Here is a 13681-nt window from a genome sequence, read left to right on the forward strand (position 1 = left end):
CTTGTTTTAAGGCTCGTTCAATATTTAGCATTCTTCTGGCCAATTTCTGCTTGAACCATTTTACCTTATTTCCCAACAACTCTAATTAACAATTAATAATTAATAATTCGGTAAGGAAGAAGGAAGAAGGAAGAAGGAAGAAAGAAAAACCTTACTAATGGTAGCTCTTTCCCAAACTTTTACACGCTCCGATACCAGCGGACATGATATTAAAGCGATTTGCTTACGCAACGCTACCGCGAACGCACCATCGATGGAAACAAGAGGGCATGGCCACTGAAATTGTTTCTTTCATTGGACTTTTTCCAGGGATTCATAAACGTCAAATACTTGTCAGGTATATATTATAACCTTTTTTTACCTTGTTTTCACTAAAGTCCCGTTAGCCTTACTCCGTACTCTCTACTCCCTACTCCCTAGTCCGTACTCTAAAAAAATCAAGCAATGCTTGAGTTGTTTCCTCTGGCGCTTCCTCTGGCACAAAATGACCGCAAGGCAAAGCTTGACCGCGCACATCTACCGCCCTTTCTCGCCAGGTTTCTAATACATCATAACATTTTTCCATGACTCCCAACCCTCCCCACAATACCAATAACGGACATTGTATTTTCCTGTCAATATCTCCTTCATCATGTTCTAAGTCAATAGAAGCAGCAGCACGATAGTCTTCACAAGTAGCATGAATACTCGCGGGGTCGCTAAAACAACGAACATATTCAGCTATGGCAGTTTTAGTGAAACCTGCTTGGTTAGCACTCCACTGTTTTAGTTTGCTCTCTAGATAAAATGCAGGATCGGAACCGATGAGGCGTTCGGGAATATTGTTAGGTTCGAGGAGAAAAAACCAGTGGGAGTAAGCAGTAGCGAGTTGTTGGTTGACAGTTTGAAAAATTTTTCTCGTGGGTACAATGTCTAGCACTGCTGCTTTTTCCACACAGTCTGGGCGATCAAGTAATAGGCGATGGAGAACTCTACCGCCGCGATCGTGACCTGCTGCTAAGAATTTTGGGAAACCCAGAGCTGCCATTACTTCTACTTGGTCTTGGGCAGTGACTCTTTTGGAATAGGTGAGATGTTGGGGGTCCGAGGGTGGTTTGTCGCTGTCGCCGTAACCCCGCAAGTCTGTACAAATGACAGTGAAATGTTGGGCAAGGGTAGGGGCGACTTTGTGCCACATAATGTGGGTTTGAGGATAGCCGTGTAATAGTAGTAGTGGGGGGCCGTCTCCGGCTTTTGCTAAATTAATGGTGACATTGGAAGTGGTGATTTTGTGGTAGGTAAATTGTTCAAACATAAGAATTTAGTCTGGTGGGTAAATAGTGATTTTTCTATGGCATTGTATAAATGCGGGACAATTTTAAGAGTTTTGTAGAATGGGAATCTTACGGATTAGTTCTATAATTATCATTATTATACTGAATTTTACAAAAATCATGGAAGAGATATTTAATCATCTATTATCCCATAAAAATGTCAAAATTAACAAAATAATTTCACCGCCGAATTTTGTCAGTGAAGAGTTTATTCAAGAAGAAGATGAATGGGTAATCTTGCTGCAAGGTTCTGCTGTATTAGAAATCAATCAAACAACAACAAAATTATTCAAAGATAGCTATATTTTTATCCCGGCAAAAACTCCACATAAAATCATATCAACCGATGCAAATATAGAAACAATTTGGCTGGCAATTCATATTTATTAATCTGTAGGATGGACAAATAATAATTACTCTAGATTAATCATCAACTTTTTGATATTTGTCCACCTGAGCAGAAAGAGCGATCGCTACACTAATTAGGGCTTGTTGATTAAATATAAAAGCATTTACAGATAAAGGTTTTAGTATTTTTAGAACTGGAAAAAGTACCTATTTTTCAGCTCTTTATGCACGGTTCCCGAAAAATCAAAAAGTTAGCATTTTGTGCAAGAGAGTAGCCCAAAAATTACTCCCGTACGGACGTTTAGCTGGCGCACAACGCGCGTTAACGCTACGCGACATGTTTGCGGAGCATTCCGGAACGGAAAACGCATTTTTGCCTGTGCNCCCCTACTTAATCAACGGACTACCATGATGATGAATCATATACCAATTTCCACCCATTCTTTCAAAAATATTTGTTGCCATAGATTGAGCTTTTATTCTCCTCCCTCCATTCACTTGCATTAAATTTTCCACCAAAATAACATAACCAATATCTCCATTAATTTCCGTTGTAATAACATCAAGATCGATTTCAATATAATCGATATTTTTAAAGATTAAATCCCACGAACTACGAATCTTATCAAAACCACGAATGGCAGCACGACCTGGATGGATACAAACCGTGTTAATACCCTTGGACAAAATGCCATCCAAAGCTGCAATGTCCCGTTTCTCGAAAGCTCGATAAAATGCTTGATTTGCTGCTAAAATTGCTTGGTTTTCGTCACTCATTTCAGTCATTAGTTGTCATTTATCAGTACCTCCGGCCTTCAAAGGGGCAGGAAACCTTATTACTTGATTATAAAAGTTTGGACTTTAGATAGACAATAACTGTTATGATCAAGATAAAATAAGTTGATAGCTGACGGCTGAATGCTGAGAGCTAAATGCTTACTAAATTATTTCCCTAATAGACTATGGAAACAACAGAAAAAAAATCTTCTAACATATTTCAGAAAATGTTTAACATTACCATAGTTTTATTGGTAGTTGTTGCCATTGTTGTCGGAATAAATATTGCCACTTCTGGCAAGCTGACTTTATTTGCAGGCACCAGACCTGATAATCTTGGTGTATATTCTGGACGANAGCTAAATGCTTACTAAATTATTTCCCTAATAGACTATGGAAACAACAGAAAAAAAATCTTCTAACATATTTCAGAAAATGTTTAACATTACCATAGTTTTATTGGTAGTTGTTGCCATTGTTGTCGGAATAAATATTGCCACTTCTGGCAAGCTGACTTTATTTGCAGGCACCAGACCTGATAATCTTGGTGTATATTCTGGACGACTTGCACCTTGTCCGAATAGTCCAAATTGTGTCAGTAGTTACAGTCAGGATGCACAACATGGTATTGCTTCTCTGAGTTATGACTCTGAACCGAAGACGGCGATACGGTTGACACCACGCTCCGCGATCGCCAATCTCAAACAAATAATTGAATCAATGCCTCGTACTAATATTGTTAAGGAAGAGGAAAATTATTTGTATGCTGAGTTTACCAGTAAAATTATGGGATATGTGGATGATGTGGAATTTTATGTAGATGAAGAAGCTAATGCTATTCAAGTACGTTCCGCTTCCCGTCTGGGAGAATCAGATTTAGGTGTTAACCGCGAACGAGTCGAAACTATTAGGGAAAAATTAAACGAACTTAAAACAAATACTTAGGAATTTTTTAAATCTCTGTAGTGCGGAATCTTTCCTGCAAGTAATATAGGTACAATTCAATACTGTAGNAATTTTATGTAGATGAAGAAGCTAATGCTATTCAAGTACGTTCCGCTTCCCGTCTGGGAGAATCAGATTTAGGTGTTAACCGCGAACGAGTCGAAACTATTAGGGAAAAATTAAACGAACTTAAAACAAATACTTAGGAATTTTTTAAATCTCTGTAGTGCGGAATCTTTCCTGCAAGTAATATAGGTACAATTCAATACTGTAGGGGTTTGGTCACCAAACCCCTAGCAAACTACGAGTTTTTACCAAAACTGATAGTAGAAGCTTATTCTCCAAAGCAAGCAGATTTGATATAATTGATTTTAATAAGTCGGTGTTTTCGGATTAAGTTAGTCTACAATTAGAGTGAAAAAATGACCATCAAATAAGGTCTCAAGTCTTCTCCTTCACTAGGAGGTACTGTTAAGTGTTAACTATTAACTGATAACTGAAATGACTATTTATCAAGTTCGTTTGCTCAACGCAGAAATTGGTTTAGATCGGACTATTGAAGTGCCAGAAGATGAGTATATATTAGATATTGCTGAAGATTATGGGATTATTTTGCCTTATGGATGTAGGCAAGGAAATTGTTCTGGTTGTTTGGGCAAATTGGTAAGTGGTGAAGTTGACCAAAGTGAGCAAAAGTTTTTGCGTTCTGAGGAAAAAGAAGCTGGTTATATTCTTACTTGTGTAGCTATTCCTTTGTCTGATTGTACTGTTTATACTCNGAGTATATATTAGATATTGCTGAAGATTATGGGATTATTTTGCCTTATGGATGTAGGCAAGGAAATTGTTCTGGTTGTTTGGGCAAATTGGTAAGTGGTGAAGTTGACCAAAGTGAGCAAAAGTTTTTGCGTTCTGAGGAAAAAGAAGCTGGTTATATTCTTACTTGTGTAGCTATTCCTTTGTCTGATTGTACTGTTTATACTCATCAAGAACAGGTTTTATATAAATCTTCTCTTTACAAGCATGATAAATAGATTTCTTTATGAAAATTCAGTTTCCTATCAAGGTTATTTGATTATTCCTTATGTCTTAGCGATCGCCAACGATAATCCTATTTATTCATATAAGTTATTATCTGAGTTAGGACATAAGGGAAATTTTCATCTAGGGGAAAATTATACAGGTTTTTATACTAATAGCATTGAGAAAATAATTAAAGTTGCTCAATCGCATTTGTCTGAAAATTCTGATGTAGAATCTCATGGTGATTATTTTAAGTTGAGATACGTTTATAATGATGATTTAATTATTATTCATCAAGAGGCTGATAAGTTTTTTTACGACCATTATAAACCTGATAGTTTAACTAATGTTGCTGCTCCGAAAATTTTTCAGTCTGAATATGAATGTATTAACTGGGTAAAAGCTGGACTCGATAGAGCTAAAACAAAAGGTTAATTAGCTTTGCATAATCTAGATTATGAAGTAAGCATTTCCTGTGGAATGCGGAGCTAACAGCTATTAGCGGTCCGCAAGCCTCCTGGGTCGTAACTGCTGCGTTAACAGCAAATAATTAATAATTCTTTGCTATAAAGTTTAAGTTTTCGCGACTATGCGCATCTTAGGCATTTTATAACTTTTTTTTGCCTACCTACTTAAGTTAATAATTTATAGCTGACGGCTGAATGCTTACCATATGAATTATATATATTCACCCTCTTTATACTAAGAAAGTGTAGGGCGGGTTTTGAAGATTAAATTGTAAATATCAAGGCTTTCGGCTAAACCCGCCCCTACAATACCTCCTAATTATAAAAACAAATAATTTATATTATCAAATTTATTGAATAATTGTTGAATATTTAGCTTTTTCTTAAGTTTAGTTAAACAATCAAGAAGTTGTTTATTAAATAAGATAAACAAGATTGTAATAAAATGTAAATTAAGCTCTCCTAGAAAACNCGAATTAACTAAAAATAGTTCCGAAAAAATTTATATTATCAAATTTATTGAATAATTGTTGAATATTTAGCTTTTTCTTAAGTTTAGTTAAACAATCAAGAAGTTGTTTATTAAATAAGATAAACAAGATTGTAATAAAATGTAAATTAAGCTCTCCTAGAAAACAGCAATATGCAAGAATATAGAGAAAGTAAAATTCTAACTTAGCTAGAAAGAAACAGACAGTAAAAATAAAGTAAATATTGGTTATTATTTAGAAGCAAATACCAATAAAAGTAAGCTTAGGGAGATTCATATATGGAAACTGCCACAAAAGATACTAAAAGCAAAGATTCTCAACAAGTAAAAAAGGGTCATCCTAGTGGCGATAAACGCTTCAAACAGTTAGATATGACAATGAAGCGGAATCAATATCGTCAAGATTCTTTGATTGAGGTATTACATAAAGCCCAAGAAACATTTGGCTATTTAGAAGCAGATGTTTTGACCTATGTAGCACGGGGTTTAAAGTTACCATTAAGTAGAGTTTATGGAGTAGCAACTTTTTACCATCTTTTTTCACTGAAGCCTAATGGCGCTCATACTTGTGTAGTATGTATGGGTACTGCTTGTTATGTAAAAGGTGGTGGAGAAGTAGTTAAATCATTAGAAAAAGAATTAGAAATTAAAGTAGGAGAAACAACGCCAGATAATCAAATTTCTCTGATGGCTGCCCGTTGTATAGGGGCTTGTGGAATTGCACCAGCAGTAGTATTTGATGGTACTGTTGCAGGTAAACAAACTCCTGAAATGGTGATGGAAAAAATTAAAGGTTGGCAAGATCAATAATTGATAATGGATAATGGATAATTGATAATTACCTCTCCCTCAAAGGAAGAGGATTGAATAAAAGAAAAATAAATTCATTGTTTCTCCTTTAAAGAAGAGGCTTTAAACCTTAATTATTCGGTAAACAATTAATAATTAATAATTAACTCTTTTGTAATATAAGGATTGCCTAAAAGGAAATTTTTTCTGCATGAATGAAGAGGCTTTATACCTTAAATTGTCGGTAAATCAGTTATCAGTTGTCAAAAATAATTAGAAAATTAGGGAAAGTTTTGTCTGGTTGAAAGTTGATATTTTTTGATTGTATAAATTCTTATAAGTCAGAAAAAAAATGCCGTTTTCTTGCTATAATCTTAAATATAGCAATCCTAAAATAGGTTGTAAGATTTTATCCTAGGGATTTTGTCTCCAAACCCTAGTCAAAATAATGGGATTTGGAAACCAAACCCCTACAGTTTTTTTCACATCTCATCCAGTAATTTTTCAGTAAATTTTGGGCTTGGAAACTAAAAGAAATAATCTCATCTAATAACTATTAAACTTTCTCTCGGTACTGATAATTCAAAGTGGTATGGCACAGCTAAAAGTTTGTCATAAGGGTAGATTAGTTTGAGGAAGCAAAACCTAACATCAGCAAAAACAAGCTGACTACCTATAAATTAATATAGGAGAACAAAATATGGACTATCAAGAATTGCTCGACATTGCCGAAACAGAACAAAACAAGCAAAAAACCATTCGGGTTCACTGTTGCACATCTACAGGTTGTCAAGCTTCTAACTCTGTAGACGTGATGAAAAAGATGAAGAATGCAGTCAAAACACTTGGTCTCGAAGATCGCGTCCAAGTAGTAGGAGTAGGCTGTATGGGAGCTTGCGGACGTGGCCCCCTAGTACAAATCGATCCTGATGACACCCTCTACGAAGAAGTAGAACCTGAAAACGCAGCTAGTATTATTGATGCACTCAATGGCGGTACAACTGAAGTTATCAAAGGTGACTCCCAACATCCATTCTTTTCTCGCCAACTCCGCATAGTTAGGGAAAATACAGGAAAAATTGACCCCGAACGCATAGAAGAATACATAGCTGTGGGTGGATATCAATCTCTTTATCACGCTATACATGAAATGTCTCCTACTGAAGTAGTAGACGAAATTACTCGCAGTGGGTTGCGAGGTAGGGGCGGTGGCGGTTATCCCACTGGTTTAAAATGGGCAACAGTTGCCAAAATGCCAGAAGGTCAGAAATATATTATCTGCAACGGTGATGAAGGAGACCCCGGTGCATTTATGGATCGAAGTGTATTGGAAAGTGACCCCCATTTAGTATTAGAAGGAATGGCGATCGCTGCTTATGCTGTGGGAGCAAATCATGGTTTTATCTACGTTCGCGCCGAATATCCCCTCGCTATCCAACGCTTAAAAAAAGCTATTCAACAAGCTAAAAAATACGGACTCTTAGGTAGTCAAATATTTGAATGTCCTTTTGACTTTAAGATTGATATCCGCATCGGTGCAGGTGCATTCGTTTGTGGAGAAGAAACTGCCCTCATTCAATCAGTAGAAGGCAAACGTGGTAACCCAGTTCCTCGTCCTCCATATCCTGCTCAGTCTGGTATTTGGGGTTGTCCAACTCTAATTAATAATGTGGAAAGCTTTGCCAACATTGCTCCTATTATCAAAAAGGGTGCAGACTGGTACGCTAGTATTGGCACGGAAGATAGCAAAGGTACAAAAATATTTGCTCTCACAGGCAAAGTCCGCAATAATGGTTTAATTGAAGTACCGATGGGAATTACTCTACGAGAAATAGTAGAAGAAATGGGCGGTGGTGTTCCCGGTGGGGAAGTGAAAGCGGTACAAACAGGCGGGCCTTCTGGTGGTTGTATTCCTGCTTCCATGCTTGATACTCCTGTAGACTACAAATCTCTCAGTAGTGTGGGTTCCATGATGGGTTCTGGTGGCATGGTTGTCATGGATAAGGAAACGAGTATGGTAGAGGTAGCGCAGTTTTACATGGAATTTTGTCGTGGTGAAACTTGCGGAAAATGTGTTCCTTGTCGCACGGGTACTGTGCAATTGTATTCTTTGCTGACTAAGATACTGAACAAAAAGGCGACTGCTCTTGATTTGGAAAAATTAGAAGAGTTGTCATATTTGGTGAAAGATACTAGCTTATGTGGTTTGGGAATGACTGCACCTAATCCGGTTTTGAGTACGTTGCACTATTTTAAAGAAGAATATCTAGATTTGTTGCAGGAATCAGAATTTAGTAACGGTAAAGTTGTCAGTGCCGCCAAATAATAGATGAGGAGAAAAAAATATGTCAGTAATAACGTTAACTATTGATGGTAATCAAATTGCAGTTGAGGAGGGAACTACTGTTCTCGAAGCTGCAAAGGAAGCGGGGGTTAATATTCCCACTCTCTGTCATTTGGAGGGTATCACCGATATTGGAGCTTGTCGGTTGTGCATGGTAGAGATTTCTGGGATGAGAAAGTTATTACCTGCTTGCGTGACTCAGGTTGCCGAGGGAATGGAAATACAGACTCAGACTCCGAAGTTGCAAGAATATCGGCGGATGTTGGTGGAGTTGCTGTTTTCTGAGGGTAATCATGTTTGTGCGGTTTGTGTTGCCAATGGAAACTGTGAGTTGCAAAATGTGGCAATTGAAGTAGGGATGGATCATACTCGGTTTACTTATCGTTTTCCAGACCGAGGAATGGATCTATCTCACAAACAGTTTGGTATAGATCATAATCGTTGTATTTTGTGTACTCGCTGTGTGCGGGTTTGTGATGAAATAGAAGGTGCCCATGTTTGGGATGTGGGTAGTCGTGGTGCTGCTTGTTTTATTGTTTCTGGTTTAGATCAATCTTGGGGAGCAGTAGATGCTTGTACTTCCTGCGGTAAATGTGTGGATGCTTGTCCAACTGGGGCAATTTTCCGTAAGGGGACAACTGTAGCTGAGAAGGAGCGCGATCGCTCTAAGTTGGAATTTTTGGTCAATGCGAGGGAAAATCACCAGTGGACAAGGTGAATGAATTTAGAATTTAGAATTTAGAATTTAGAATTTAGAAGTTAGAAGTCAAATAATAAGGTGTTTTAGACCAACTCTTGAAATACAGTTAGAGATAAAACTATCTATTCCCTATTCTAACAATTTGAAACATCCTGAAATTATTGTAGCGTCAAAGTTTTGAAGCTATAAAATCTTACTTTTGACTGTCTTGAGTGTGTCTTACATTCTGAGGAGACCTCAGAATTACACACTCGCTTTTGACTTTTGACTTTTGAATTCCGTGAAACGGTACTCCCTAATTTAAGGTATTAATTATGTCAAATAAAATTAAATTTGCCACAGTTTGGTTAGCTGGATGTTCTGGTTGTCATATGTCGTTTCTCGACTTAGATGAATGGTTGTTTGAACTAGCAAGTCATGTCGAGGTTGTTTATAGTCCGGTTGGCAGTGATATTAAAGAATATCCAGAAAATGTTGATGTTTGTTTAGTGGAAGGAGGCATCGCTAATCAAGATAATTTAGAAATAATTCTTGAGGTTAGGAAAAAGACTAAAACGTTAATTTCTTTTGGAGATTGTGCTGTTACTGCCAATGTGCCAGCTATGCGAAATATGTTGGGAGGTACAAAACCTGTTTTAGAACGCAGTTATTTAGAATTGGCAGATGAAACTAAAAAATTACCATATGAACCGGGAATTGTACCAGAATTACTGGATAAAGTTCGACCTGTACATGAAATTGTACCTGTAGATATTTTTATGCCTGGATGTCCGCCTTCTGCTGATAGAATTCAGGCAACTTTAGAGCCTTTATTAAAGGGTGAAAAGCCAAAAATGGAAGGTCGAAAAATGATTAAGTTTGGGTAAAGAAAGAAGGAGTCAGGAGACAGGAGTCAGGAGACAGAATTAGGCTATCTTAAATTGGTTGAAGTAGTAGTGCAACCCAATAGATACATATAGCAGATTCCAAGTATAAGAAGTACAGATATTAACAATTAAATGTTTGTAGTGCGGGCATCTTGCCCGCGTGGGTCTACCTCACGCCTGATGGAATTTTCTGTATTTTTGTTGGGTTTCGGGTTCCTAAACCCAACCTACTAATAAGTCACTAAAAAAAGCTGATGAAAAGACAAAAAATTAATCTAATTTTAGCTGTCATATCCTGTGGGTTTTTAATAATATTATCTCTATTAAATACTCCCCAATCTTTAGCTACTCAACAGGCAAGAATTTCTCGGATTCTGGATGGAGATACTTTAGAAGTTACTATGTCAGAATGTCGAATTCCTTGGGATGGAAATTCACAATTATGTCGGCTACAACTTGCCTGTATTGATGGTCCTGATTATGGAGATAGTCCCTTCTTTGAAGCTGCTAAAAGTAGACTTGAAACATTAATTCCTAGAGGTACAATAGTATCAGTTAGTGATACAGGAAAAAGTAGTCGTAAACGGATAGTTGCAGAGGTATTTAAAGATAATACTTCTATTAATTTACAACTGGTTCGAGAAGGAAAAGCTTCTCTTTTTTGTAAACATCTAAATGATACTTGCCCTAGTTCAAAAAGTGCTTACTTAAATGCTCAAAATTCTGCTAGACAAGCAGGTTTAGGTGTCTGGAATTCTAAACAATATTGGCAAAAAGCCCGTGTTTGTAATTAGGATTTAAGTAGTTATAATTCAAGCTTGTAGTTTTGCTCTAGACCAAACTTTAGATAGGGCTATAGCTTTACTACAAACATATAATTAAATTGAGACATCATATTAGAGTAAGCATTTAGTTGTCAGCTATTAGCTATTAATTTTGGAGGAAGTAAAAGCAATTGATAAATTGAGAAATAATTACAATTTACTGCTAATAATTAAATGCTTAAGTTTCTGAAATTTACCTCTAAACTTGTAAGCATTCAGCCGTCAGCTAAGAGCTATCAGCTAAGGTGTTTAGTATTTAGACTGTATACTCAATTTTTGTCAAAGGCAATAGGGAATACACAATCTAGATACACAACACAAATGCGAGTTATTAACTAATTTTTTGGCTAAAGCTGAAAGCTGAGTGCTAATAGCTGTTTGCGCAGCATTCCGCAGGAAATTCTTACCTAAACTTAATCAACAAAAATCATAATTTTATTCAACTAAGGAGAAAATAAACCATGTCTAAAACAGTAGTCATCGACCCCGTAACTAGAATCGAAGGTCATGCCAAAATATCCGTTATATTAGACGATGCTGGAGAAGTATCCGACTGTCGGTTTCATGTCGTAGAATATCGCGGATTTGAAAAATTTTGTGAAGGAAGACCATTTACAGAAATGGCAGGAATAACAGCAAGAATTTGTGGAATTTGCCCTGTAAGTCATTTATTAGCAGCCGCTAAAACAGGAGATAAAATTCTCGCAGTGCAAGTTCCTCCCGCCGGAGAAAAATTGCGTAGAATGATGAATTTAGGGCAGATAATTCAGTCTCATGCTCTCAGTTTTTTCCATCTTAGTAGTCCGGATTTTCTATTAGGTTGGGATAGCGACCCTGCCACACGAAATGTCTTTGGTTTAATGGTAGAAAATCCTGATTTAGCAAGGGCAGGAATTAGAATCCGGCAGTTCGGTCAAACTGTGATTGAATTGTTAGGAGCGAGAAAAATTCATGCTGCTTGGGCAGTACCAGGTGGTGTCCGAACTCCCCTTTCTGAAGAAGGACGAGAATGGATAAAAAATCGTCTGCCAGAATCTTTTGAAACTATCAAGATTGCTCTTAATTTGTTTAACGATTTATTAGACGAACAATTGAAAACTGAAGCTGAAGTTTTTGGTAAGTTTCCATCATTATTTCTGGGATTAGTTGGAGCAAATGGTGATTGGGAACATTACGGTGGAAAGTTACGGTTTACTGATGGTGAAGGTAATATTGTTGCTGATAATTTGAGCGAAGATAATTATGAGGAATTTTTAGGAGAAGCGGTAGAAACTTGGTCTTATTTGAAATTTCCTTATTACAAACCAATGGGTTATCCTAATGGTATTTATCGAGTCGGGCCTCTTGCTCGTTTAAATGTTTGTTCACAAGTTGGTACAGAAAAAGCAGACCAAGAATTAAAAGAACTTCGAGAGCGGGCTGGTGGCGTTCCGACTTCTTCTTTCTTCTATCATTCTGCTCGTTTGATAGAAATTCTTGCCTGTTTAGAAAAAATTGAACAACTGATAGATGACCCTGATATTGTTTCTCCACGCACTCGTGCTACTGCTGGTATTAACTGTTTAGAAGGAGTGGGAGTTAGTGAAGCGCCAAGGGGTACTTTATTCCATCATTATAAAGTAGATGAAAATGGCATTATTCAGAAAGTAAATATGATTATTGCCACGGGTCAAAATAATTTGGCAATGAATCAAACTGTGACTCAAATTGCCAAACATTATATTCATAATAATCAAATTCCAGAAGGAATGTTGAACAGAGTTGAAGCTGGTATTCGTGCTTACGATCCTTGTTTAAGTTGTTCGACTCATGCAGCAGGTCAAATGCCATTACATATTCAATTAATTTCAGCAAATGGGAATCTTTTAGATGAGGTTTATCGGAATTAAAAGAAGTAAGAAGGAAGAAGGAAGAAGGAAGAAGGAAGAAGGAAGAAGGAAGAAGGAAGAAGGAGAAGAGAAGAAAGTTATAGCAATTCCCACAGTTATGAAGTAAAGTTATTTTTCTTATCTTCATACTCCTATAAATTTTCTGGTTACCAAAGCCAAAAAATTGCGTACCTCACGAGTATGGGAATTGCTATATCAATAGAAAATGAAAGTTATAGAAGTCTAAGTAGGGTGCATCTCAAATTTGAATAAACCCAAAAAATTAAGGTTTTTATACACAAATAAAATAGGATTGCTATATGAGATTCACCCTCTAAGTAGAAGTAAAAAATTATCACTCCCCATCTCCAAAAATATCTTCCTTTTTCTTTTTTATTGAGAGCTAGGATCGGCAAATTTAAATAGTTTGACTGTCAGGAATAAAAAAATCATCATTTGAATAAATCTTCTATGAAAATCGGATTTAGTATGAGCTGTTAAATTTTTGTCTTTATCCTCTTGAATCTTTAATTGCTAACTATTTTTAGGCTCCCTACTAGAAGAAAAAATACAAGTATGAAAAATCTCTCCTGTTCTCCATCGCCTACAAAAAAAAGAACGATGAAAAAAGAAAACTTATACCTTTGTATGGGTTCTGCTTGTCATCAACTAGGAGTTTATGAAGTATTGCCAAAACTCCAAAGTATGATAAGTGAATATAAACTAGAAGACACAATAGAATTAAAAGGTTCCTTTTGTTTAGAAAGTTGTAGTGATGGAATTGTGATGAAATACAAAAATCAAGTATTTCTCAAAATTAATTCTGAAAATATCGAACAAAAATTCCAAGAAGAAATCTTACCTAGTATTATCAAAACAGTCAACTAATAACTGATAAAACTGATAACTGAGAAGACACAATAGAAT

13 protein-coding genes and 2 pseudogenes are annotated in these 13681 nt (G+C 36.4%); 13 read left to right on the top strand and 2 right to left on the bottom strand.

The window, feature by feature from the left end; genetic code table 11:
- Positions 1-409: 409 nt before the first annotated feature.
- On the bottom strand, positions 410-1294 hold the full coding sequence (locus AFK68_RS30515; protein ID WP_094677713.1) for an alpha/beta fold hydrolase: 885 nt from the start codon (positions 1292-1294) through the stop codon (positions 410-412).
- Positions 1295-1433: 139 nt separating this feature from the next.
- On the opposite strand from AFK68_RS30515, the gene AFK68_RS30520 reads away from it, so the two are divergent.
- Positions 1434-1703 (top strand): cupin domain-containing protein, encoded by a 270-nt coding sequence (locus tag AFK68_RS30520; protein WP_246844561.1) that lies wholly within the window; start codon positions 1434-1436, stop codon positions 1701-1703.
- 345 nt (positions 1704-2048) lie between these two features.
- Here AFK68_RS30520 and AFK68_RS30525 read toward each other — a convergent pair whose 3' ends face one another.
- Positions 2049-2438 carry a nuclear transport factor 2 family protein gene (locus AFK68_RS30525; RefSeq protein ID WP_094677741.1) on the bottom strand — a complete coding sequence of 130 codons (390 nt, stop codon included), beginning with the start codon at positions 2436-2438 and terminating at the stop codon, positions 2049-2051.
- A gap of 393 nt (positions 2439-2831) precedes the next feature.
- On the opposite strand from AFK68_RS30525, the gene AFK68_RS30535 reads away from it, so the two are divergent.
- From AFK68_RS30535 to AFK68_RS30590, 12 genes and pseudogenes are all read left to right on the top strand, one after another.
- The gene (locus AFK68_RS30535) at positions 2832-3383 is read left to right on the top strand and encodes a DUF1499 domain-containing protein (RefSeq protein ID WP_094677719.1); all 552 of its coding nucleotides are present in this window, start codon (positions 2832-2834) and stop codon (positions 3381-3383) included.
- Positions 3384-3452: 69 nt separating this feature from the next.
- Positions 3453-3589: pseudogene (locus AFK68_RS30540) on the top strand (DUF1499 domain-containing protein); the annotation flags it as partial.
- 295 nt (positions 3590-3884) lie between these two features.
- On the top strand, positions 3885-4161 hold a 277-nt coding region (locus tag AFK68_RS30545; protein ID WP_143438455.1), incomplete at its 3' end, for a 2Fe-2S iron-sulfur cluster-binding protein.
- A 1-nt stretch (position 4162) separates the two neighbouring features.
- Positions 4163-4417: pseudogene (locus AFK68_RS30550) on the top strand (2Fe-2S iron-sulfur cluster-binding protein); the annotation flags it as partial.
- Entirely contained in the window at positions 4407-4841 is a 435-nt protein-coding gene (locus AFK68_RS30555) for a hypothetical protein (protein ID WP_094677725.1), read from the top strand. The pseudogene AFK68_RS30550 and the gene AFK68_RS30555, both read left to right, overlap by 11 nt.
- Positions 4842-5642: 801 nt before the next feature.
- Entirely contained in the window at positions 5643-6173 is a 531-nt protein-coding gene (gene hoxE, locus AFK68_RS30560; RefSeq protein WP_094677727.1) for a bidirectional hydrogenase complex protein HoxE, read from the top strand.
- Positions 6174-6852: 679 nt separating this feature from the next.
- The gene (locus AFK68_RS30565) at positions 6853-8478 is read left to right on the top strand and encodes a NuoF family protein (protein ID WP_094677729.1); all 1626 of its coding nucleotides are present in this window, start codon (positions 6853-6855) and stop codon (positions 8476-8478) included.
- 19 nt (positions 8479-8497) lie between these two features.
- Entirely contained in the window at positions 8498-9214 is a 717-nt protein-coding gene (gene hoxU, locus AFK68_RS30570; protein WP_094677731.1) for a bidirectional hydrogenase complex protein HoxU, read from the top strand.
- 296 nt (positions 9215-9510) lie between these two features.
- The gene (locus AFK68_RS30575) at positions 9511-10062 is read left to right on the top strand and encodes an oxidoreductase (RefSeq protein WP_094677733.1); all 552 of its coding nucleotides are present in this window, start codon (positions 9511-9513) and stop codon (positions 10060-10062) included.
- 254 nt (positions 10063-10316) lie between these two features.
- Complete coding sequence (locus tag AFK68_RS30580) at positions 10317-10856, top strand: thermonuclease family protein (RefSeq protein ID WP_094677735.1); 540 nt, start codon at positions 10317-10319, stop codon at positions 10854-10856.
- A gap of 491 nt (positions 10857-11347) precedes the next feature.
- A complete protein-coding gene (locus AFK68_RS30585) occupies positions 11348-12775 on the top strand; it encodes a Ni/Fe hydrogenase subunit alpha (protein WP_094677737.1) in 1428 nt (475 codons plus the stop codon).
- A 600-nt stretch (positions 12776-13375) separates the two neighbouring features.
- Positions 13376-13642 carry a (2Fe-2S) ferredoxin domain-containing protein gene (locus tag AFK68_RS30590; RefSeq protein WP_094677739.1) on the top strand — a complete coding sequence of 89 codons (267 nt, stop codon included), beginning with the start codon at positions 13376-13378 and terminating at the stop codon, positions 13640-13642.
- Positions 13643-13681 lie beyond the last annotated feature (39 nt).

The sequence above is a fragment of the Hydrocoleum sp. CS-953 genome (genome assembly GCF_002260545.1).
Lineage (GTDB): Bacteria > Cyanobacteriota > Cyanobacteriia > Cyanobacteriales > Microcoleaceae > Trichodesmium.

What these genes read in the sequence shown, in the direction of transcription:
- AFK68_RS30520 (WP_246844561.1), top strand. Translation starts at nt 1,434, where the DNA reads ATGGAAGAGATATTTAATCATCTATTATCCCATAAAAATGTCAAAATT.
- hoxE (WP_094677727.1), top strand. Translation starts at nt 5,643, where the DNA reads ATGGAAACTGCCACAAAAGATACTAAAAGCAAAGATTCTCAACAAGTA.
- AFK68_RS30535 (WP_094677719.1), top strand. Translation starts at nt 2,832, where the DNA reads ATGGAAACAACAGAAAAAAAATCTTCTAACATATTTCAGAAAATGTTT.
- AFK68_RS30590 (WP_094677739.1), top strand. Translation starts at nt 13,376, where the DNA reads ATGAAAAAAGAAAACTTATACCTTTGTATGGGTTCTGCTTGTCATCAA.
- AFK68_RS30565 (WP_094677729.1), top strand. Translation starts at nt 6,853, where the DNA reads ATGGACTATCAAGAATTGCTCGACATTGCCGAAACAGAACAAAACAAG.
- AFK68_RS30555 (WP_094677725.1), top strand. Translation starts at nt 4,407, where the DNA reads ATGATAAATAGATTTCTTTATGAAAATTCAGTTTCCTATCAAGGTTAT.
- AFK68_RS30580 (WP_094677735.1), top strand. Translation starts at nt 10,317, where the DNA reads ATGAAAAGACAAAAAATTAATCTAATTTTAGCTGTCATATCCTGTGGG.
- hoxU (WP_094677731.1), top strand. Translation starts at nt 8,498, where the DNA reads ATGTCAGTAATAACGTTAACTATTGATGGTAATCAAATTGCAGTTGAG.
- AFK68_RS30515 (WP_094677713.1), bottom strand. Translation starts at nt 1,294, where the DNA reads ATGTTTGAACAATTTACCTACCACAAAATCACCACTTCCAATGTCACC.
- AFK68_RS30585 (WP_094677737.1), top strand. Translation starts at nt 11,348, where the DNA reads ATGTCTAAAACAGTAGTCATCGACCCCGTAACTAGAATCGAAGGTCAT.
- AFK68_RS30575 (WP_094677733.1), top strand. Translation starts at nt 9,511, where the DNA reads ATGTCAAATAAAATTAAATTTGCCACAGTTTGGTTAGCTGGATGTTCT.
- AFK68_RS30525 (WP_094677741.1), bottom strand. Translation starts at nt 2,438, where the DNA reads ATGAGTGACGAAAACCAAGCAATTTTAGCAGCAAATCAAGCATTTTAT.